The sequence below is a fragment of the Archangium gephyra genome (genome assembly GCF_042230915.1).
Classification (GTDB): Bacteria; Myxococcota; Myxococcia; order Myxococcales; family Myxococcaceae; genus Archangium; species Archangium gephyra_B.
Genome location: NZ_CP102578.1, coordinates 4,433,894 through 4,453,277, shown reverse-complemented (window position 1 = coordinate 4,453,277; position 19,384 = coordinate 4,433,894). Strand labels below are relative to the sequence as shown.

Below are 19,384 nucleotides of genomic sequence, written 5' to 3'. Positions count from 1 at the left end.
ACCCGGGACCCATGAGGTGCCGCGGGCGATGCTGCTGCGAGGGCTCAGCCCCAGGAGATCTCGTACTCGCTGTCGAGCGGAGCCGTCTGGTAGCCCCGCACCTTCAGCCGGTGGATCTTCATCTTCTCCATCAGCTCCAGCAGCACGCCTTCGTGGAACGGATAGGGAATGAAGGTGCGCTTCACGGCGAAGCGGGCATGCGCCGGCGCGACCCAGGCCAGCTCGTACATGCCGAAGCTCAACGCGACCCGGTACACCACGGGCAGACAGTCCAGCAGGCGCCGAGCATCTCCCCCGTGCATCACCCCCATGGCCCTGCCCGCCGAGGACTCCCGGAAGTCCGCCGCTGCCCTCCGGCCGATCTGCCGCAGCGACTCCTCGATGTCTCCGTACTTCGCCGCCAGCAACTGCACCGCGGTGGCGACCATCCGGAGATAGGTGGCGATGGGGTAGCTGAAGAGCTCCACGAAGGTCTTCTCGCCACTGGCCTCCAGACAGCGCCGCGCCGCCTCCGCTCCCCCGAGATCCTCCATGGCCCTCAACAGGCCCATGCAGAACACACCTCGCGCGGTGTCACTCGGAGCCGCCAGGGAGATCCGCCGCGCGAAGTCGCGCTCCCAGTGCTCCTTGGCGAACCGCGGCACGGCCACCTGCTCATCCTGGCTCATGCGTCGTCCCCCACGCGTTGACGAATCGGGTACCGCACCCCACATGTGGGGTTTTATCGGGCCGCATCAGACCGCGATTCCCAAGCCTGAAGTCGCGAAGTCCCGAGGCCGCGATAAGTAGATCTTCAGCGATGCGTCAGGTGCTCCCGCGCTCAGAGCGCGAGGTACATCAGCTCCTCGTCGACGTACGTCTCGCCAATCCGCAGGGCCCGCTTCTCCAGGCCGTAGGACTGGAACCCCAACGCGCGGTACAGGGCGCGCGCATGGGTGTTGTCCACCATCACCTCGAGGTGGACCTGTTCGACGCCGCCCATCTTCCTGGCGGCGTCGATCGCCGCCTCGAGCAGGCGCCGGCCGATACCTCGCGACTGGCTCTCGGAGGCGACGTACATGCCCCAGATACGGGCCTTGTGCGCGGCCTTGCGGAAGGTGTCGCGGCGCAGGCCCGTCATGCCCACCAGCTTGTCGTCCACGAAGGCCCCGATCACGAGGTTCGTCGCGGGAGACTGGCTGTCGAGCCGGGCGCGCACCACGTCGAGGGGGACGTTCTCCTCTTCCTCGGCGGAGGAGGCAAAACACTCGGGGTGCTCCCGGAGGGCCCTGAGCCGGAGCGACCAGAAGGCCGCCGCCTCCGCGGGGAGCAGGGTCCGGATGATCGGTTCGGTAGGAGACGCCATACCGGGAGCCTGCTGCGTCCAGGGGGGCCCCGTCTACTCCGGCCTTTCCCCGTGCGACGCCTGGGTGACGGAGGAGCCTCCGGGCAGGGACCCCCCGCCCTCAAGGAGCGTGCACCGCGGGCAGGCCCTCCTCCCCTCCCTTCTCCTCATCGCGCGAGCGCTTCGACTCGCCCCGCAGCTTCCGCATGAGCACGTAGAGGCTGGGGATGAAGACGAGGTTGACGACGGTGGACACCAGCATGCCTCCGAAGACCGCCGTGCCCAGGCTGTTGCGCGCGGCGGCGCCGGCGCCCTTGGCCAGCATGAGGGGCACCACGCCCAGCAGGAAGGCGATGGACGTCATGAGGATGGGGCGCAGGCGCACCTCGGAGGCCTCGATGGCGGCCTCCACCGCGCTGCGTCCCTGCTCGCGCAACTGCTCGGCGAACTCCACGATGAGGATGGCGTTCTTGCTCGCCAGGCCCACCAGCATGACGAGCCCCACCTGGCAGAAGACGTCGTTGGACAGCCCGCGCAGCGCCTGCAAGCCCAGGGCGCCCAGCACCGCCAGGGGCACCGAGAGGATGACCACCAGGGGCAGCGTGAAGCTCTCGTACTGGGCGGAGAGCACCAGGAAGACGAAGAGCAGGCCCAGCCCGAAGATGACGAGCGTCTGGCCACCGCTCTCCTTCTGCTCGAGGGAGAGGCCGGACCACTCCGCGCTCGTGCCCTGCGGCAGCACCTGCGCGGCCAGCTCCTCCATGGCGGACATGGCCTGGCCGGAGGAGACGCCGGGAGAGGCCTGGCCGTTGAGCTCCGCGGCGCGGAAGAGGTTGTAGCGGCGGATGACCTGGGCGGACGTGGTGGGCGTCACCTTCACCAGCGACTCGAGCGGAATCATCTCCCCGCTGTCACTGCGCACGTAGAAGGCGCCGATGTCCTGCGGCGTGTCGCGGAACTGCGGCTCGGCCTGCAGGTAGACGCGGTAGGTGCGGCTCGCGTAGTTGAAGTCGTTGACGTACTGGCTGCCCATGTAGAGCTGCAGGGTGCCGAAGATCTGCTCGATGGGAATGCCGAGCGACTTGGCCTTCTGGCGGTCCACCTCGACCTTCAGCTGCGGAGTGTCCGCCGTGAACGAGGTGAAGATGCCGCGCAGGCGGCTGTCCTCACCGCTCCTGCCCACCAGGTCCTGTGCGGCGGTGGCCAGCTCGGCCAGCTCGCGTCCACCAGAGGTGTCCTCGACGATGAACTGGAAGCCGCCCACCGTGCCCACGCCGCGGATGGCCGGCGGCAGCAACGGCACCACCCTCGCTCCGCCGATCTTCGCCAGCGGGCCGCGCAGCCGCTCCACCATCGCGGCCACCGAATGCTCCTCACCCTTGCGTTGCTCCCAGGGCTGGAGGTTCACCCAGACCTGGGCCAGGTTGGGGCCGTTGTTGCCCAGCGCGCTGCCGACGAGGACGAACACGACGCGTGTTTCGGGTTGTGCGCGCACGATCTCCTCCACCTCCTCGATCACCTTCTCCGTGCGGACGAGCGGCATGCCCTCGGGCCCCTGCACCGAGATCATGAAGTAGCCCTGGTCATCGTCCGGGATGAAGCCGGTGGGCACCACGCGGAAGAGGGCCACCGTGGCGCCGAGGAAGGCCACGAAGACGAGCAGCACCGCGATCGGGTGCCCGAGCAGGCGGCGCAGCATCCCGCCGTAGATCCGCTTCGTCCCGTCGAGCACCTGGTCCACCTTGCGGAAGAAGATCCACTTCGGCCCGTGGTGGTGCTTGAGCAGCAGGGCCGAGAGGGCGGGGGTGAGCGTGAGGGCGCACACCGTGGACAGACCCACCGAGGCGGCGATGGTGAGGGCGAACTGCCGGTAGATGATGCCCGTGGTGCCGGGGAAGAGGGCCACCGGGACGAACACCGCCACCAGCACGATGGAGATGGCCACCACCGCGCCAGCCACCTCCTTCATGCCCTCGCGCGCGGCCGCCCGGGCACTGAGGCCCTTCTCCACCATCAGACGCTCGATGTTCTCGATGACGACGATGGCGTCGTCCACCACCAGGCCCGTGGCCAGGGTGAGGCCAAAGAGCGTGAGGGTGTTGATGGAGAAGCCGAACAGCTTGACGAAGGCGAAGGTGCCCACGAGTGACACCGGGAGGGTGAGCGCGGTGATGAGCACGCTTCGCCAGCCGTGCAGGAAGAGGAAGATGACGAGGATGACCAGGGCGATGGCCTCCACCAGCGTCTTGAGCACCTCGTTGACGGAGGCACGCACCGCGAGCGTCGTGTCGGTGGAGACGCGGTACTCCAGCCCCGCGGGAAACTGCTGCCCGAGCCGCTCCATCTCCTGGACCACCGCGTCGCGGACTTCCAGCGCGTTCGCGGTGGGCAACTGGTTGATGCCCAGGCCGAGCGCGGGGAGGCCATTGAAGCGCAGGCGCTGGCTGTAGTTCTCGGCGCCCATCTCCGCGCGGCCAACGTCCTTCACCCGGACCAGCCGGCCGTCGGGGCTGCGCTGCACGACGATCTCGTCGAACTCGGAGGGCTCGACGAGACGTCCGCTGGCACTCACCGCGAGCTGGTAGGCCTGGTCGTCGCTGCTCGGGGGCTGGCCCACCTGGCCGGCGGCGACCTGCAGGTTCTGCTCCTGGAGCGCGCGCGCCACGTCCTGAGGCGTGAGCTTGCGGCGGGCAAGCTCCGTGGGGTCCAGCCACAGGCGCATGCTGAACTTGCGCTCGCCGAACAGGCGCACGTCGCTCACCCCCCGCACACGCTTGAGGGCGTCCTTCAAGTTGACGTCGGCGTAGTTGCTGATGAAGACGGAGTCGAAGCGCTCATCCGGGCTGTACAGGCCGAAGGAGATGAGCAACTGGTTGGCGCCTTTGTTGACGACAATGCCCGTCTGGTTCACCTGCGAGGGCAGGCGTGCGGCGGCGCGGCCCACGCGGTTCTGCACGTCGACCGTGGCCACCTCGATGTCGCGGGTGGGCTCGAAGGTGATGGTGATGGCGCTGGTGCCGTCGTTGCTCGAGGTCGAGGAGATGTAGCGCATGCCCTCGACGCCATTGAGCTCCTGCTCGAGGGGAATGGTGACGGCGCTCTCCACCACCTCGGCGCTGGCCCCCACGTAGGTGGCCGTCACCGTCACCTGGGGCGGAGCGAGCTCGGGATACTGCGCGATGGGCAGCGTGGGGATGGCGATGGCCCCCACCAGGGTGAGCAGGATGGAGATGACGGCCGCGAACACGGGCCGCCGGATGAAGAAGTTCACCATGGCGTGCCTAAGGGCGTCCTCCGGTCCAACCCGCGTCCCGTGCCGCCTGGGCCTGGGACGGGATCTTCAGTTTCACGGGCGCGCCATCGCGGAGGGCCTGCAGCGAGGAGATCGCCACCCGGTCACCGGACCGCAGTCCCGCCTCCACCACGTAGTCCGCCTCTCCCAGGGCCCCCAGGGTGACGGGGCGGCGCTCCACCACCGTCTGGCCCTCCTTCTCCCGCACCACCAGGGCGAAGGGCTGGCCACTCTGGCGCACCACCGCCAGGGCCGGCAGCTGCAGGGCCTGGCGGGTGGAGTAGACGAGCCGCGCGCGCACCAGCTCGCTGGGGCGCAGGTTCACGGTGTTGCGGAAGGCGGCCTTCACCTCCACCAACTGGGTGCGCGGATCCGCCTGGGGGGCCACGAAGAAGATGGGGCTGGAGATCAGCACCTTGCCCTGCGAGTCGAGCACCTCCAGCGGCGTCTCGGGCCGCAGCGTACGGGCGCGCTCGGAGGGCACCGCCACACTCACCTCGAGCACGTCCGCCTGGGCCACGCTCGTCAGTGGCGTGGTGGCGCTCACGAAGTCGCCCATGCGCACGAGCACGTCGCCCACGGTCCCAGCGAATGGGGCACGCACGGTGTTGAACCCCAGCTGCACCTCGCGCTGGACCTCCGTGGCGGCGGCGGCGCGCGTGTTGGCTTCCAGCGCCTCCACCTGGGCCCGGGCCTGTTCCAACTCCTGGGCGCTCGCCAGCCCCTCCTTGTAGAGGGACTCGAGGCGGGCGCGCGTGCGGCGGGCCTGCTCCAGGTTCACCTCGGAAGAGGTGCGCTGGGCGCGGGCCGTCTCCAGCGCCGCCAACTCCTCGCGCGCGTCCACGTCGAGGAGCGGGGCTCCCGCCTCCACCTTCTGGCCCGGGCGCAAGTGGATGCGGCGCACATAGCCGGCCACCTGAGGCAGCACGTTGACGCTCTGCCGCGACAGCAGGCTCCCGAGGTACTCGCTCGTCTCGCGCACCTCACTGGGGGCCAGTTGCACCACCTCGATCTCACGGGGTGGAGGAGCCGACCTGGCCGCGGGCTTGCCACCGCAGCCAGACACTCCCGCCGCGAGCGCGGCACCCCACAGTCCCACCACCAGCGCCTTCAGGGGGCGTACCCTTCTCACCAGTCGCACCGGGCCTCCGTCAAAAATGCGTCCAGGCGCGCCTGGACGAGCTCGAATTCACGCAGCGCCAGCGTCAGCTCCGCCCGGCGCAGGGCCGCCCCGCTCTGCACGAGCTCGAGGCTGCTGCCCCTTCCCACCGCGAAGGCGCGCCGGGTGAGCTGGTCCGTCCTGTCGGCCAGCTCGAGCGCCGCGGTTGCCGTCTTCACCAGCGACTCGGCCACTTCCACCCCGCGCCGGCTGCGGACCGCCTCCACCGAGACGTCTCGCCGGGCGCGCTCGAGGGCCTCGGCCGCCTGCGTCTCCACACCCTGCCGCTCGCGCACCAGGCCTCCGCGCAGGCCACCCTCGAAGAGCGGCACCGAGAGGACGGCGGCGATGTTCCAGGTGGCGAGGCGGCCAAGGCCCGGATCCGTGGTGAGGCCGAAGGCGGTGCTCTGCAGGCCCAGGGTGGGCAGGTAGCCGGCGGTGGCCTGCTGGCGGCTCCTGCGCGCCGACTCCAGCTGGGCGCGGCTGGCCACCAGGTCGGGCCGCTCGCCGAGCGTCTCCAGCGGTGAGCAGGTGGCGCGGGTGGAAGCCACGAGCCCCTCCAGCTGGAAGGAGGGGGTGACGCCCACGCCGTGCTCGGTGCCGAGAGCCAGGCCCAGCGCCTCACGGGCACGCCGCAGCTGCTCGTCCCCTGCGACGAGCGCCTCGCGCGCCACCTCCACGTCCTGGCGCACGCGCACCACGTCCAGTTGGGTGGCGGCGCCCAGCTCGAAGGAGCGCTGGGTGAGGGCGGCCCGATCCAGCGCCTGGCGCAGGCCCACCCGGTTGATTTCGGCGGCCCTCTCGGCGGCCACGGTGGCCACCAGCACACGCGCCAGCCCCTGCGTCAGGCGGCGCTGCACGTCGTGGAGGCTCGCCCGGGCGCCCTCCTCCGCCGAGCGGGCCGAGGAGACGCCCCGCCAGGCGCTCACGTCCAGGAGCGACTGGGTGAGGGTGACGGACGCGGTCCCCAGCGGGGTGGTGGGCGTCTGGCCGCCCCCGCTCGTACCACCGAACACCGTGCCCAGGCCGCCACCGCCGGCCACCACCGGGCTCTCCGGGTTCAGGAGGTCGAGGGCCACGCCCGCGGTGGCACGCACGTTGGGCAGCAGCGCGGAGAGGGCCTGGCGCCAGCGCCCCTCGGCCCGCTCCACCCCGGCCTCCGCGGTGCGCAGGTCCGTGGAGCGCCCGCGCAGCAGTCCGAGGGCCTCCTCCCAGCTGCCCACCTGCTCGGAGGCGGGCGGCGCCGGGGCGAGCATGGGGTCATCCACCTTCGCCTCGAAGCGGGTGGGCGCCGGCAGCGCCTCCGGCACGGGCGGGGCGGCCAGGGCCGGGGCGGAGAGCAGCGCCAGCAGGAGCAGACAAGAACGGGAGGACATGGGACCGGGCCTTGGCTACTTCAGGGTCGCGGCATCGATCACGAACCGGTACCGGACATCGGAGGAGAGCACGCGCTCGTAGGCCTCGTTGATCTTGCCGGCCGGGATGACTTCGATGTCGGCGCCGATGTGGTGCCTGGCGCAGAAGTTCAGCATCTCCTGGGTCTGGCGGATGCCGCCGATCAGCGAACCCGCGAACGACCGGCGGGGCATGAGGAGGGAGAACACGTTGACGGAGAGCGGCTCCGGGGGGGCGCCCACGTTGACCAGGGCGCCGTCCAGGGCCAGCAGGGACAGGTAGGCGTCGAGGTCGATCTTCGCGCTCACCGTGTTCACGATGAGGTCGAACGAGCCGGCGAGCTTCTTGAACGTCTCCGGATCCTTCGTGGCGTAGTAGTGGTCCGCACCGAGGCGCAGGCCGTCCTCCTTCTTGTTGAGCGACTGCGACAGGACGGTGACGTCGGCACCCATCGCGTGCGCGAGCTTCACGGCCATGTGCCCGAGCCCGCCCAGACCGACAACGGCCACCTTCTTGCCGGGGCCAGCGCCCCAATGGCGCAGCGGCGCGTACGTCGTGATGCCGGCGCACAGCAGCGGCGCGGCGGCGTCGAGCCCGATGCCCTCGGGAATCTTGAGAACGAAGTCCTCGGTCACGACGATGTGGGTGGAATAGCCGCCCTGGGTGAGCTGGCCGTCCTTGCCGATGCTGCCGTAGGTCAGGGTGCTCCCCTTGAGGCAGTGCTGCTCCTCACCCTTGCGGCAGTTCGCGCACTCGCCGCAGGAGTCGACCAGGCAGCCGACGCCGACGCGGTCGCCGACCCTATGCCTGGTGACCTTGGAGCCAACCTGGGCGACGATCCCAGCGATCTCGTGGCCGGGGACGATGGGGTAGGTCTGCGACCCCCACTCACTGCGAGCGTGGTGGATGTCGGAGTGGCAGATGCCGCAGAACTTGATCTCGATGAGGACGTCGTGCGGGCCGAGGTCACGGCGCTCAATGGTCGTCGGACCGAGGGGCTTGGTCGCGGCCGTGGCCGCGTAGGCATTGACGGTGAGCATGTTTCTCCAGAGTTCCGTGGGGCCGGGACCGCTGCGCCCCGTTCACGAAGAGAAATACGCCCCGCACCCGCGGATGACTACGCGCCATGGAGCCAATAGGCTCTTAAGCGGTGCTTAACAGTGAGGCCTGAGTGCCTCGGTAGCATCGTCGCATTCGTGCTGCTGGACCGGCACCGGAAGGTACCCTCGCGATGAATACGGCTCTCCTCCCCCAGCTCCAGGTGTTCCTCGCCGTGGCCCGTCTGCGCAGCTTCAGCGGCGCGGCGCGCGAGCTCGGCGTCTCCACCCCTGCGGTGAGCCAGGCGGTGCGGCAGCTCGAGGAGCAGCTGCGCGTGGTGCTCCTCACCCGCACGACACGCAGCGTGTCGCTGACGGATGCGGGCAGGCGGCTCGTGGAGGGCGCGGGCCCGGCACTGGGACAGGCGCTCGCCACGCTTACCGAGGTTTCCGCTCGACCGGGAGAGACGGTGGGCCGGGTCCGGCTGTCGGTGCCGCGAACGGCGGTGCCCTACGTCATCGCCCCGGTGGTCCCCACCTTTCGCGAGCGTCACCCTCGGATCGAGGTGGAGGTCGTCATCGAGGAGCGCTTCGTGGACATCGTGGCCGAGGGCTATGACGCGGGCGTGCGGCTGAGCGAGGCCATCGAGCGCGACATGGTGCAGGTGCGGCTCACCGACGCCTTCCGCTTCGTGGTGGTGGGCTCGCCCGACTACCTCGCGCGCCACGGCACGCCCCAGCGCCCCGAGGACCTCCTGCGCCACGAGTGCATCACCTTCCGCATGCGAACCACCGGGGCGCTCTACGCCTGGGAGCTGGAGCGGGGCCGCAGGAACTGGCGCGTGCCGGTGCGCGGGGGCGTGGTCACCAACGACAGCCAACTGGGGGCGTCCCTGGCGGAACAGGGCGTGGGGCTGGCGTACGTCTTGGAGCCCATGGTGGCGGAGCAGCTCCGCACCGGACGGCTGCAGCGGGTGCTCGAGTCCTACGCGCCCACGGTCCCGGGCTTCTTCCTCTACTTCCCCAGCCGTGCGCAGCGCTCCCCCGCCCTGCGCCTCTTCGTGGACGCGGCCAAGGAGCTGGCCAGGCAAGTGATGTGAAGGAAGCGGCCGGGGGAGCGCCCTCCCGTGTGGCGTCTCCTGTGTGGTTCCATGACAGCCCTCCAACTCCCACGCGGAGAGCGCCCCGTCTTCATGGCGCGACCCCGCTACCGAGGAGCTTACGCCTCACTGTTAAGCACTGCTTAAGAGCCTATTGGTTCCCCAAGGCGTAGTCATCCGAGGACCTAGGGCGTACTTCTTTTCGTGAGCGGGGCGAGCGGCTCCGAATCCACGGAAAGAGAAGAGACAATGCAAAAGCGTCAGTTGGGAAAGAGCGGCCTGGAGGTCTCGGCTCTCGGGTTCGGTGCCATGGGTCTGAGCGCCAATCTGGGCCCGGCTACCGACAAACAGGCGGCGATTGCACTCCTCCGAGCGGCCGTCGAGCGCGGTGTCACGTTCTTCGATACGGCGGAGGCCTATGGCCCGTTCACGAACGAGGAACTCGTGGGCGAGGCGCTCGCCCCCCTGCGCGCCCAGGTGGTGATCGCCAGCAAGTTCGGCTTCAAGATCGACCCTGCCACGGGTGCTCAGACAGGCGTGGATAGCCGGCCCGAGCACATCAAGCAGGTCGTCGAGGCCTCACTCAAGCGCCTCCGGCTCGAGACCATCGACCTCCTCTACCAGCACCGCGTCGACCCGGCCGTGCCCGTCGAGGAGGTGGCGGGCGCCGTGAAAGAGCTGATCCAGCAAGGCAAGGTCAAGCACTTCGGCCTGTCCGAGGCCGGCGCGGCGACGATCCGCCGGGCCCACGCCGTCCACCCCGTGACGGCGGTCCAGAACCAGTATTCGCTGTGGACGCGAGAGCCCGAGGCGCAGGTGCTGCCGGTGTGCGAGGAGCTCGGGATCGGCTTCGTGCCGTGGGGCCCGCTGGGCACGGGGTTCCTCACGGGGAAGATCGACGCGAACACGAGGTTCGATAGCACCGACCTGCGAAGCACGTTCCCTCGCTTCACCCCGGAGGCGCTGAAGGCGAACCTGGCCTTCGTCGAGATGCTCCGCGCGTTCGCGGCGCGGAAGAACGCGACGCCTGCGCAGATCGCGCTCGCGTGGCTGCTCGCCCAGAAGCCTTGGATCGTGCCCATCCCCGGCATGATGAAGCGGGAGCACCTGGACGTGAATCTCGCGTCGGTGAACGTCGCCCTCACCCCCGGCGACCTCCGCGAGATCGATCTCGCCGCCTCGAGGATCGAGGTGCAAGGGGCCCGGCTTGGCGAGGGGCTGCTGAGCTTGAGCGAAGCCTGAAAGTGACCTTCGGGTCAGACCATCACATGACGAGTCGGTGCCCTGGATTGGATGGGTACCGACTGCCACTCCACGGAGAAAGCACAATGCAGAAACGCAGACTTGGAAATAGCGGACTGGAAGTCTCGGCCATCGGCCTCGGCTGCATGGGGTTGAGCTATGGCTATGGCCCGGCAACGGACACGCAGGAAGCCATCAAGCTGATCCGGTCGGCCTTCGAGCGCGGCGTCACCTTCTTCGACACCGCCGAGGCCTACGGCCCCTACAAGAACGAGGAACTCGTGGGTGAAGCCCTTGCCCCTTTCCGGGACCAGGTGGTGATCGCCACCAAGTTCGGCTTCGAATTCGATTCCAATGGCGGGCAGAGCGGCATGAACAGCCGGCCCGAGCACATCAAGGAAGTCGCCGAGGCGGCGCTCAAGCGGCTCAAGACCGACCGGATCGATCTCTTCTATCAGCATCGCGTCGATCCGAACGTGCCGATCGAGGAGGTCGCTGGCGCGGTGAAGGAGTTGATCCAGCAAGGCAAGGTCAAGCACTTCGGATTGTCCGAAGCAGGCGCGCAGACGATCCGGCGCGCTCACGCCGTCCAGCGGGTCACCGCTCTCCAGAGCGAATACTCCCTGTGGTGGCGAGAACCCGAGAAGGAGATCCTCCCGGCCCTGGAGGAGCTCGGCATCGGGTTCGTTCCCTTCAGCCCTCTGGGCAAGGGCTTCCTCACGGGCGCGATCAGCGAGAGCACGACGTTCGACAGCAAGGATTTCCGCAACTTGGTCCCGCGCTTCACGCCGGAGGCCCGGAAGGCAAACCAGGCGCTGGTGGATCTTCTCGGCGAAATCGCGGCCCGGAAGCAGGCGACACGTGCCCAGCTCGCGCTCGCCTGGCTTCTGGCCCAGAAGCCGTGGATCGTGCCGATCCCGGGTACCACCAAGCTGCATCGCCTGGAGGAGAACGTCGGAGCGGCGGCCGTGGAACTGACGCCCGATGAGCTCCGCGACATCAATGGCGCCCTCTCCCAGATCACGGTGCAAGGGGAGCGGTATCCCGCGCACCTTCAGGCCAGGGTCGGCCGCTGAGAGCCGAGCCGAAGCGCGCATCGTCGTGCTTCGGCTTCTGCCACCGTCGAATGTAGAACCAGCAAAACGGAGTTTCGCACATGAGCAATGTTTTGGTCCTCGGAGCGAATGGCGGAATCGCTCGTCATGCGACTGATTTGTTCCTGAGGGGAACCAAGACCCGGTTGACGCTTTACCTGCGCGACTCGGGCAGACTGAAAAACGTCGACTCGAGTCGCGTTCGAATCGTCGAAGGCGATGTCTTGGATTTCGCAAAGTTGAAAGAAGCCATGAGTGGACAGGATGTCGTCTATGCCAATCTAGCTGGCGATCTGGAACGAATGGCCAAGAACATCGTGAAGGCCATGGACGCGACCGGCATCAAGCGCCTCATCTTCATCAGCTCCATGGGGATTTATGATGAAGTCCCGGGAGAGAGGTACGGCAGCATTCTGGAGCCGTACCGGAAGGCGGCTGCGGTCATTGAAGCCTCGGACATCGACTACACGATCCTGAGGCCCGCATGGTTTACCAACAGTGATGAGATTGACTACGAGCTCACGCAGAAAGGACAGCCCTTCAAAGGGAGCCAGGTGTCCCGCAAGAGTGTTGCGGCCTTGGTTGTCAAACTGGCTGAATCGCCAGGACTGGAAGTTCGTCGCAGCCTGGGCGTGAGCAAACCCGAATAAGGGAGCCCGGACTGCTTCCTCAATCGGCGCCGGGGGCGAGCTGCTGCAAGTCCAACTCCTCCAGGTCGAGCTCCTGCTCGACTCGTTGGAAGGCCGCATCGCCGATGGTGCCGTCCGCCCGCAGCGCGAGGAGCCGCTGCCGCTCGGCCGAGGTGGCCCTGCGCACGATGGCCGCGTCGGCGTTGACCGCGCGGCCGTCACTCGCGGCCGCCCCGTGAGGCGCGTTGCCGTCGCTGGCCAGCTCCGCTTCGGCGCGCCGGAGCATGACCTCGTAGCGGCGGCGCAACAGCTCCGACATCTCCTCGCCGGGCTGCCCAGCCATGGCCGAGAGCGCGGCGCGCAACGTCTCGACACGGGCGAGCCGCACCTCACGCTCCACCGAGCCGTCGTCCTCGAGCCGGAGCACGCGGATGAGTGGGCGCAGCGTCATGCCCTGGACGACGAGTGTCCCGAGCACGACGGAGAATGCGGTGAACAGGACCAGGTCGCGGTAGGGAAATCCGGGCCCGTCGGGTCCGCCAGTCGGAAGCGCGAGCGCGGCGGCGAGGGTCACGATCCCTCGCATGCCGCACCACCCGACGACCACCGCGGCGCGCTTCGACAGGGCCACTGTGTCGCGACGCCCCGCCGTGCCGTCCGGCGCTGCACGGCATCGCCAGCGGCTGAAGGCCGCGGCGCCCGACACCCATGCGATCCGCGCGAGGATCGTCGCGACGCACACCGCACCCGCGACACCGAGCGTATGCGAGTCGAGCCGGATGAGGCTCGCCTTCAGCTGGAACCCGACGAGGATGAAGGCGAGCACGTTCAACACGAACACAGCGAAGTCCCAGACCGCATACGACGGGATCCGGACGCGTGCTGGGATCACGTCCGCGGCGCGGCGGGCGGTCGCCATCGCGAAGACGACCACGGTGAGGATGCCAGAGAGATGGAGCCGCTCGGCGAGCATCCAGACCGCGAACGTCCCGCAGAACTGAACGACGACCGCGATGGCGACGTCGTGCATCCGCGCGGTCAGCAGGAGCATCAGCCGCGACAGCACCAATGCGAGCACCACACTTCCCACGGTGACGACGAAGAGCAGCGGGAGCACGCCCGCCGGGGACAGCGTGCCGGCGAGCGTCGCACCAACGGCGAGCCGGTAGATCAGAAGTGCGCTCGCATCATTGAAGAGGCTCTCCCCCTCGAGGATCACGAGGAGCCGATGCGGCGGATGGAGCTGCTTGAGGACGGCGGTCGCGGCCGCCGCGTCAGGGGGCGCGACGATCGCGCCGAGCGCGATCGCGACGGCCCAGGGCATGCCGGGCACGAGCAGGTGGGCGACCACCGCGACGACGGCGATGGTGAGAGCAACGGCGCCGATGGCGAGGCCAGCAACCGTCCGCCAGTTCGCCCGGAGGTCGCGCGGGGAGGCATCGAACGCGGCGTCCAGCAGCACCGGCGCGACGAAGAGCGTGAGCGCGAGCTCGGGATCCAGCACCAGCGTCGGCGTGCCAGGAACGAGCGCCAGGGCCGCCCCGGCGAGCGCCACCAGCGCCGGGTAGGGAGTCCCGATGCGCCGGGACAGGGCGGTGAGGCCCGCCCCGGCGAGCAACAACGCGATGATGAGCTCGAAGACGTGCATGCGTCCTATTCCCTCAACGCTAGGGCTGCTTCTTCCCAAACAGTTCCTTGGCGCGCCCCACGGCGGACATGGCGTTGGGCCAGCCGACGTAGAACGCCAGGTGGGTGATGAGTTCGACGAGTTCCTCCTGCGTCACGCCGTTTTCGATGGCGCGCGGGAAGTGGAAGCTCATCTGCTCGGTCTTGCCGGTCGCCACCAGCGCCGCGCAAGTAATCAGGCTGCGGTCGCGCTTGGACAGCTGCGGCCGCTCCCAGACGTCCCCGAACAGCACCTCGTCGGTGAGCTCGACCAGCTTCGGCGCGAAGTCGCCGATGGCCTTCTGCGCGGCGGTGGCGGGCTTGTTGGTGTCCATGTACGTTCCTCCTTCAATCGAACCACTCGAAGAGAGATACGCCCCGGTCCCGCGGAAGACTAGGTGCCATGGAGCCAATGGGCTGTTAAGCCCTGCTTGATAATGGGGCGCGGCCTCCTCAGTTGCGCCGAGCGCCTTTCCACGCAGGGCCCTAGAGTCCGGAGCCGTCCATGCCCTCCTCCCCCTCCTCGCGCACCCGACTGGCACTCCTGCTGCTTCTCTGTATGTCCTTCGCGGCCCAGGCGGCGGAGAGCACCCCCGAGGCCTTCCTCGCCACGCACAACACAGACGCGGTGCGGCTGAATCGGACGGCTATGGGCGTGCTGTTGGGCTGGGCGGTGCTGAACATCGGGACGGGGACCGTGGGACACTTCACCACCGAGGGCGAGCTGCGGGCCTTCTGGCAGGCCAACGCGGCCTGGAACGTGGTGAACCTGGCCATCGGGGGCTTCGGCCTGTACGGGCAGCTCACCGCCACGCCGGAGACGTGGGACCTGGCGCGCAGCCTCGCCGAGGGACAGAAGATGGAGAAGCTCCTCCTGCTCAACGCGGGCCTGGACGTGGGCTACATCGCCTTCGGGGGCTTCCTCCTGGAGCGCGGGCTGCGCACGGACTCGGCGCAGCTGCGCGGGTGGGGCAAGAGCCTGCTGCTGCAGGGCGGCTTCCTGCTGCTGTTCGACGCGGTGCTGTGGGGGCTCAACTGGCGCCTGAACTCGCAGCTCACGGCCCGGCTGGTACCCGCCCCTGATGGCGTGGGGCTCCTGCTGACGTGGCCTTGAGCGCGAAGGCAAAGCAAACCAGACTCCCTCTGATGGCCACCCGAGACGAACGCTCCCGTCAGAAGGAACCCGACGCTCGCGAAATCGAGGCCGAGTGGGATCAGGAACTGGAGCGCCGCGCTCGCGAGGTGCTCGACGGCACGGTGAAAACGGTTGCCTGGAAGGAGATCGAGGCGCGCATCACCCGCAAATTGCGGCAACGACGTTGAGCGGCACTTCGGTTAGGATGCGCGCCGCTTCTCATGTCCACCGCCCCCCAGATTCTCGTCGTGGCCGGCGAGGCGTCCGGTGACGCCCACGCCTCCGAGCTCGTCGCCGCCCTCAAGGCCCTCCGTCCGGACCTCTCCTTCTTCGGCATGGGAGGCTCGCGTCTGGCCGCCCAGGGCGTGGAGCTGCTCTACGGCGCCCACGAGGTCAACGTCATGGGCATCACCGAGGTGCTGCCCAAGATTCCGCGCATCCTCCAGGTGATGGGCGGCCTGGCCCGGGCCGCCGCCGAGCGCCGCCCCGTCTGCGCCATCCTCGTGGACATCCCCGACTTCAACCTCCGGCTCGCCGCCCGCCTCAAGAAGCTCGGCATCCCCGTCGCCTACTACGTCTCGCCGATGATCTGGGCCTGGCGCCGCGGCCGGGTGAAGACGATCGCCAAGCTCGTGGACCGGATGCTCTGCATCCTCCCCTTCGAGGAGGACTTCTACCGGGAGGCCGGCGTCTCCGCCCGCTACGTGGGCAGTCCCGTGGTGGAGCAGGTCCCCTCCCCCGCCAGCGTCACCTCCTTCCGCCAGAAGCTCGGCCTGCCCGTGGAGACGCCCACCCTCGCCCTGCTGCCCGGCAGCCGGATGAGCGAAATCCGCCGCATCCTCCCCAGCATGGTGGGCGCGGCGAAGCAGCTCGTGGCCGAGCGCCCCGGGCTCCAGGTGGTGGTGCCCGTGGCCCCCACCATCCCGCGCGAGGAGATCCTCTCCCGCTTCCAGGGCAGTGGCGTGCAGCCGGTGCTCGTGGAGGGCCGGGCCCCCGAGGTGGTGGGCGCCAGCGACGCCGCCATCGTGGCCTCGGGCACCGCGGCCCTGGAGGCCGGGCTGATGCAGCGGCCCATGGTGGTGGTGTACCGCGTCTCGCTCGTCACCTACCTCGTGGGCCGGATGATGTTGAAGGTGGCGCACGTGGCCCTCGTCAACCTGCTCGCCGGCCGCCGGGTGGTGCCCGAGCTGCTCCAGGGCGACATGACTCCCGAGCGCATCGCCAGCGAGATTCGCCGCCTGTGGGTGCCAGGCACACCACGCGACGAGATGCTCCAGGGGCTGGAGGAGGTGCGCACCCGGCTCGGCCAGCATGGCGCCGCCGCCCGGGCCGCCGAGTCCGTCCTGGAGCTGCTCCCTCCCGTCCAAAAAGTCTAGGGGCGGACACCGCCCCGCTCTGCTATGTCCCGCCGCGCGATGAATCCAGCGCTGGTCTGCATCCCCACCTACAACGAGCGGGACAACCTCGAGCCGATCACCCGTGCGGTGCTCGCGGCCGATCCCCGCGTGGACATCCTCGTCGTCGACGACAACTCCCCGGACGGGACGGGGAAGCTGGCGGACGAGCTGGCGGCGAAGGAGCCGCGCATCCGCGTCCTGCACCGCGAGAAGAAGCAGGGCCTGGGCCGCGCCTACCTCCACGCGTTCCGCGTCGCGCTCAAGGCGGGCTACCAGTACATCATCGAGATGGACGCGGACTTCAGCCATGATCCGCGCTACCTGCCCACCATGCTGGACATGGCGCAGGGGGGCGTGGACCTGGTGCTGGGCTCGCGCTACGTGGACGGCGGCGGCACCGTGAACTGGGGCGCGGGCCGCAAGGTCATCAGCCGGGGCGGCTCGCTCTACGCGCGCACCATCCTCGGCGTGGACGTGAGGGATCTCACTGGCGGATTCAAGTGCTTCAACCGCCGGGTGCTCGAGGGCATCGACTTGCAAGCGGTCCAGAGCACCGGCTACGCCTTCCAGATCGAGCTCACCTACCGCACCCTCAAGAAGGGCTTCACGGTGAAGGAGACGCCCATCATCTTCGAGGACCGCCGCGTCGGTCAGTCCAAGATGAGCCGGAAGATCTTCCTCGAGGCCCTCACGATGGTGTGGAAGCTGCGTCTCACCGTGTAGAGAGGCGCATGCTTTCCGAGCAGCTCTCCCTCTTCCTCGTGTCGCTCCCGGCGGTCCTCTTCGTGGTGGACCCGATCGGAGTGGTGCCCATCTTCCTGGCGATGACGTCGGGGGACTCGGAGGAGAAGATCCGCAAGACGGCGCGGCGCGCGTGCATCGTGGCGTGCTCGCTGCTGGTGTTCTTCGCCGTCTTTGGCGGCCTCATCTTCAAGGTGTTCGGCATCTCGCTGGGCGCCTTCCGGGTGGCCGGCGGCATCCTGCTGCTCATCACCGCGCTGGACATGTTGCGTGCGCGGCCCTCGGAGACGCGCACCACCCCATCCGAGCAGGCGGAAGGTGAGCGCAAGGAGGACGTGGCGCTGGTGCCGCTGGCGATGCCGCTGCTGGCGGGGCCGGGCGCCATCGCCACCGCCATGGTGCTGATGGCCAAGGGCGGCGACAACCTGCTGTCCGCCGTGCCCGTGCTGGTGGCCATCGTGCTCACCTTCGTGGCGAGCTACTTCGTGCTGCGCGCCGCCGGCTTCGTGCAGCGCGTGCTCAAGCAGTCCGGCGTGGCCATCCTCGAGCGCGTGATGGGGCTCATCCTGGCGGCCATCGCGGTGCAGTTCATCGCGGACGGCGGGAAGGACCTGCTCCGCTAGCGGCGGGAGCAGGCCCGGCTGCCGGGCTCAGATGCTGGAGGACACCCAGGCGCCGCCTTCGTTCTTCATGATGGCGCCCTTGGCCTCGCCGCCCAGCGACAGCTCGTCCGGGGCCGCGCGCACCGCGTCGTAGATGTAGCCGCCCACCCGGGGCTGGAGGAAGAGCACCACCGCATCCGTGGTGCTCGTCTGCACCACGCTGTAGTTGGGCCCGCCGCACTTCGGCTCGTCGCCCGCGAAGAGGCGCTCCAGCATGGCCTCCTCGGGCCGGCGCACGAAGACGAGCACCTGCGAGGGCGCATCACGCCCGTCCGCCGCGAGACCGGCCAGCAACTGCTGAGGCACCTGCTCCTGCATCAGCGTCTGGACCAGCGCGCACTTGCTGGCCTCTTCGTCCGGCTTGATGAGGGACGCACGCGAGTGCATGCAGCCGGGGGCGGCGAGGGCGAGCAGAGCGGGCAGCACGAGTCGCTTCATCCGTCGGTTCTCCTTGGGGGGGTGCATCACAGCTTCCGCCACTGGGGCGGAGTGGGGGTGGGGGCCAGGGCCGGAGGCTCCACGGCCAGGATGTACTCGGCGCGCCGGTTGGCGGCCTCGTCCGTCTCGTCCTGCGTGGCCACGCGCGGGGACTGCTCGCCGAGGCCCTCGTAGAAGATGGGCAGCTTGAGGCCGCGCTTGCGCAGGTAGGCCGCGATGCTCCGGGCCCGCTCGAGCGACAGCTTCCGGTTGGAGTCCGTGTCCCCCACCGTGTCGGTGTGCCCGAGGATGTAGAGGCGCAGCTCCGCGAAGCGGCCGTAGCGCGTCACCGCGTCGGTGATGAGCGCGTGGCTGGCGTCCAGCTTGCGCCGCTCGGCCGCCGGCACGTCCGCGCTGCCCGAGGGGAAGTTGACCTCCTCATGCGGGATGTCCACCCGCCACGGGAAGAGGTCCACCCCCGTGTAGAAGTCCGAGGTGTCGAAGGCCTTGAGCGAGATGCGCAGCACCTTGCCCTCCGCCGCCGGCCACGTCACCTCCAGCGGCTTGCCCGCGGGCGCGCCGTCAAAGGGAACCTCGCCGTCGAAGGCCTTCTTCCCGGTGTCCATCAACACCGTCACCTGCGCGCGCGCCGCGGGCCGGGACAGGGTGAAGCGCAGCGTGCGCCCCTCCACGTCCACGTCCTCCGGCACCACCGTCAGCTGCAGCGGCCCCAGCAGCTCCGTGTCGAAGGACAGGGGGATGGAGGCCTCCTCGGCGTCCGGAAAGCGCACCACCAGCTCTCCCTCGTAGTGGAAGCGGCCCTCGGGCTGCTCCAGCGGCAGGGCCCGCGTCACGCCCGGCTTGCCTCCGCCCTTCACGCGCACCTGCTTGCCGTCACCGCGCTCGAGCTTCAGCTCGAAGCCGGCGATGGGCTCCTCGATGTGCACCCGCAGCTCCGGCAGCCCCTTGCCTTCCGCGGCCCGGGGCTGGAGCGACACGCGCACCGCGTCCGCGAGCGCGCACAGGGGTGACAGGGTGAGGCACAGCAGCAAGAGGCGGGCGTTCATGCGTGGTGGCGACCTCCGGGTCGAGGCC

The 19,384-nt window shown here is 69.1% G+C and carries 19 protein-coding genes; 9 read left to right on the top strand and 10 right to left on the bottom strand.

Annotated elements, in window-relative coordinates:
* Nucleotides 1-44: 44 nt before the first annotated feature.
* From NR798_RS17850 to NR798_RS17825, 6 genes are all read right to left on the bottom strand, one after another.
* A complete protein-coding gene (locus tag NR798_RS17850) occupies nucleotides 45-668 on the bottom strand; it encodes a TIGR02265 family protein (RefSeq protein WP_375772685.1) in 624 nt (207 codons plus the stop codon).
* Between the two features lie 152 nt (nucleotides 669-820).
* Nucleotides 821-1,345, bottom strand: coding sequence for a GNAT family N-acetyltransferase (locus NR798_RS17845; RefSeq protein ID WP_375772684.1), 525 nt, complete (start codon nucleotides 1,343-1,345; stop codon nucleotides 821-823).
* 100 nt (nucleotides 1,346-1,445) lie between these two features.
* Nucleotides 1,446-4,598, bottom strand: a complete 3,153-nt coding sequence (locus NR798_RS17840; RefSeq protein ID WP_375772683.1) for an efflux RND transporter permease subunit — start codon at nucleotides 4,596-4,598, stop codon at nucleotides 1,446-1,448.
* Nucleotides 4,599-4,605: 7 nt separating this feature from the next.
* Nucleotides 4,606-5,748 carry an efflux RND transporter periplasmic adaptor subunit gene (locus NR798_RS17835; protein WP_375772682.1) on the bottom strand — a complete coding sequence of 381 codons (1,143 nt, stop codon included), beginning with the start codon at nucleotides 5,746-5,748 and terminating at the stop codon, nucleotides 4,606-4,608.
* On the bottom strand, nucleotides 5,745-7,151 hold the full coding sequence (locus tag NR798_RS17830; RefSeq protein ID WP_375772681.1) for a TolC family protein: 1,407 nt from the start codon (nucleotides 7,149-7,151) through the stop codon (nucleotides 5,745-5,747). Before NR798_RS17830 ends, NR798_RS17835 begins: the two co-directional genes overlap by 4 nt.
* A 15-nt stretch (nucleotides 7,152-7,166) precedes the next feature.
* The gene (locus tag NR798_RS17825) at nucleotides 7,167-8,210 is read right to left on the bottom strand and encodes an NAD(P)-dependent alcohol dehydrogenase (protein WP_375772680.1); all 1,044 of its coding nucleotides are present in this window, start codon (nucleotides 8,208-8,210) and stop codon (nucleotides 7,167-7,169) included.
* Between the two features lie 191 nt (nucleotides 8,211-8,401).
* Here NR798_RS17825 and NR798_RS17820 point away from each other — a divergent pair, with 191 nt between their 5' ends.
* The 4 genes from NR798_RS17820 to NR798_RS17805 all read left to right on the top strand — a co-directional run bounded on the left by NR798_RS17820 (nucleotide 8,402) and on the right by NR798_RS17805 (nucleotide 12,293).
* Nucleotides 8,402-9,307, top strand: a complete 906-nt coding sequence (locus NR798_RS17820) for a LysR family transcriptional regulator (RefSeq protein WP_375772679.1) — start codon at nucleotides 8,402-8,404, stop codon at nucleotides 9,305-9,307.
* 249 nt (nucleotides 9,308-9,556) lie between these two features.
* Nucleotides 9,557-10,549 (top strand): aldo/keto reductase, encoded by a 993-nt coding sequence (locus tag NR798_RS17815; RefSeq protein WP_375772678.1) that lies wholly within the window; start codon nucleotides 9,557-9,559, stop codon nucleotides 10,547-10,549.
* Between the two features lie 86 nt (nucleotides 10,550-10,635).
* Complete coding sequence (locus tag NR798_RS17810) at nucleotides 10,636-11,625, top strand: aldo/keto reductase (protein WP_375772677.1); 990 nt, start codon at nucleotides 10,636-10,638, stop codon at nucleotides 11,623-11,625.
* Between the two features lie 80 nt (nucleotides 11,626-11,705).
* Nucleotides 11,706-12,293, top strand: a complete 588-nt coding sequence (locus NR798_RS17805) for an NAD(P)H-binding protein (RefSeq protein WP_375772676.1) — start codon at nucleotides 11,706-11,708, stop codon at nucleotides 12,291-12,293.
* 19 nt (nucleotides 12,294-12,312) lie between these two features.
* Here the strand turns inward: NR798_RS17805 and NR798_RS17800 are convergent, their stop codons facing one another.
* Together NR798_RS17800 and NR798_RS17795 are read right to left on the bottom strand one after the other, a co-directional pair.
* The gene (locus NR798_RS17800) at nucleotides 12,313-13,920 is read right to left on the bottom strand and encodes a Na+/H+ antiporter (RefSeq protein WP_375772675.1); all 1,608 of its coding nucleotides are present in this window, start codon (nucleotides 13,918-13,920) and stop codon (nucleotides 12,313-12,315) included.
* Nucleotides 13,921-13,939: 19 nt separating this feature from the next.
* A complete protein-coding gene (locus tag NR798_RS17795) occupies nucleotides 13,940-14,272 on the bottom strand; it encodes a carboxymuconolactone decarboxylase family protein (RefSeq protein ID WP_375772674.1) in 333 nt (110 codons plus the stop codon).
* A 170-nt stretch (nucleotides 14,273-14,442) separates the two neighbouring features.
* Here NR798_RS17795 and NR798_RS17790 point away from each other — a divergent pair, with 170 nt between their 5' ends.
* Genes NR798_RS17790 through NR798_RS17770 form a run of 5 tightly spaced genes read left to right on the top strand, consistent with a single transcriptional unit; the run spans nucleotide 14,443 to nucleotide 17,833 of the window.
* Nucleotides 14,443-15,051, top strand: a complete 609-nt coding sequence (locus NR798_RS17790) for a DUF6992 family protein (protein WP_375772673.1) — start codon at nucleotides 14,443-14,445, stop codon at nucleotides 15,049-15,051.
* A gap of 32 nt (nucleotides 15,052-15,083) precedes the next feature.
* Nucleotides 15,084-15,260, top strand: coding sequence for an addiction module protein (locus tag NR798_RS17785; RefSeq protein ID WP_375772672.1), 177 nt, complete (start codon nucleotides 15,084-15,086; stop codon nucleotides 15,258-15,260).
* 33 nt (nucleotides 15,261-15,293) lie between these two features.
* Complete coding sequence (lpxB, locus tag NR798_RS17780; RefSeq protein WP_375772671.1) at nucleotides 15,294-16,448, top strand: lipid-A-disaccharide synthase; 1,155 nt, start codon at nucleotides 15,294-15,296, stop codon at nucleotides 16,446-16,448.
* 39 nt (nucleotides 16,449-16,487) lie between these two features.
* On the top strand, nucleotides 16,488-17,192 hold the full coding sequence (locus NR798_RS17775) for a polyprenol monophosphomannose synthase (protein WP_375772670.1): 705 nt from the start codon (nucleotides 16,488-16,490) through the stop codon (nucleotides 17,190-17,192).
* A gap of 8 nt (nucleotides 17,193-17,200) precedes the next feature.
* Nucleotides 17,201-17,833, top strand: a complete 633-nt coding sequence (locus NR798_RS17770; protein ID WP_375772669.1) for a MarC family protein — start codon at nucleotides 17,201-17,203, stop codon at nucleotides 17,831-17,833.
* A gap of 27 nt (nucleotides 17,834-17,860) precedes the next feature.
* Here the strand turns inward: NR798_RS17770 and NR798_RS17765 are convergent, their stop codons facing one another.
* Together NR798_RS17765 and NR798_RS17760 are read right to left on the bottom strand one after the other, a co-directional pair.
* Nucleotides 17,861-18,310 (bottom strand): hypothetical protein, encoded by a 450-nt coding sequence (locus tag NR798_RS17765; protein WP_375772668.1) that lies wholly within the window; start codon nucleotides 18,308-18,310, stop codon nucleotides 17,861-17,863.
* Between the two features lie 26 nt (nucleotides 18,311-18,336).
* Complete coding sequence (locus NR798_RS17760; protein ID WP_375772667.1) at nucleotides 18,337-19,356, bottom strand: OmpA family protein; 1,020 nt, start codon at nucleotides 19,354-19,356, stop codon at nucleotides 18,337-18,339.
* Nucleotides 19,357-19,384 lie beyond the last annotated feature (28 nt).

What these genes read in the sequence shown, in the direction of transcription:
- NR798_RS17850 (WP_375772685.1), bottom strand. Translation starts at nt 668, where the DNA reads ATGAGCCAGGATGAGCAGGTGGCCGTGCCGCGGTTCGCCAAGGAGCAC.
- NR798_RS17845 (WP_375772684.1), bottom strand. Translation starts at nt 1,345, where the DNA reads ATGGCGTCTCCTACCGAACCGATCATCCGGACCCTGCTCCCCGCGGAG.
- NR798_RS17840 (WP_375772683.1), bottom strand. Translation starts at nt 4,598, where the DNA reads ATGGTGAACTTCTTCATCCGGCGGCCCGTGTTCGCGGCCGTCATCTCC.
- NR798_RS17830 (WP_375772681.1), bottom strand. Translation starts at nt 7,151, where the DNA reads ATGTCCTCCCGTTCTTGTCTGCTCCTGCTGGCGCTGCTCTCCGCCCCG.
- NR798_RS17825 (WP_375772680.1), bottom strand. Translation starts at nt 8,210, where the DNA reads ATGCTCACCGTCAATGCCTACGCGGCCACGGCCGCGACCAAGCCCCTC.
- NR798_RS17820 (WP_375772679.1), top strand. Translation starts at nt 8,402, where the DNA reads ATGAATACGGCTCTCCTCCCCCAGCTCCAGGTGTTCCTCGCCGTGGCC.
- NR798_RS17815 (WP_375772678.1), top strand. Translation starts at nt 9,557, where the DNA reads ATGCAAAAGCGTCAGTTGGGAAAGAGCGGCCTGGAGGTCTCGGCTCTC.
- NR798_RS17810 (WP_375772677.1), top strand. Translation starts at nt 10,636, where the DNA reads ATGCAGAAACGCAGACTTGGAAATAGCGGACTGGAAGTCTCGGCCATC.
- NR798_RS17805 (WP_375772676.1), top strand. Translation starts at nt 11,706, where the DNA reads ATGAGCAATGTTTTGGTCCTCGGAGCGAATGGCGGAATCGCTCGTCAT.
- NR798_RS17800 (WP_375772675.1), bottom strand. Translation starts at nt 13,920, where the DNA reads ATGCACGTCTTCGAGCTCATCATCGCGTTGTTGCTCGCCGGGGCGGGC.
- NR798_RS17795 (WP_375772674.1), bottom strand. Translation starts at nt 14,272, where the DNA reads ATGGACACCAACAAGCCCGCCACCGCCGCGCAGAAGGCCATCGGCGAC.
- NR798_RS17790 (WP_375772673.1), top strand. Translation starts at nt 14,443, where the DNA reads ATGCCCTCCTCCCCCTCCTCGCGCACCCGACTGGCACTCCTGCTGCTT.
- NR798_RS17785 (WP_375772672.1), top strand. Translation starts at nt 15,084, where the DNA reads ATGGCCACCCGAGACGAACGCTCCCGTCAGAAGGAACCCGACGCTCGC.
- lpxB (WP_375772671.1), top strand. Translation starts at nt 15,294, where the DNA reads ATGTCCACCGCCCCCCAGATTCTCGTCGTGGCCGGCGAGGCGTCCGGT.
- NR798_RS17775 (WP_375772670.1), top strand. Translation starts at nt 16,488, where the DNA reads ATGAATCCAGCGCTGGTCTGCATCCCCACCTACAACGAGCGGGACAAC.
- NR798_RS17770 (WP_375772669.1), top strand. Translation starts at nt 17,201, where the DNA reads ATGCTTTCCGAGCAGCTCTCCCTCTTCCTCGTGTCGCTCCCGGCGGTC.
- NR798_RS17765 (WP_375772668.1), bottom strand. Translation starts at nt 18,310, where the DNA reads ATGAAGCGACTCGTGCTGCCCGCTCTGCTCGCCCTCGCCGCCCCCGGC.
- NR798_RS17760 (WP_375772667.1), bottom strand. Translation starts at nt 19,356, where the DNA reads ATGAACGCCCGCCTCTTGCTGCTGTGCCTCACCCTGTCACCCCTGTGC.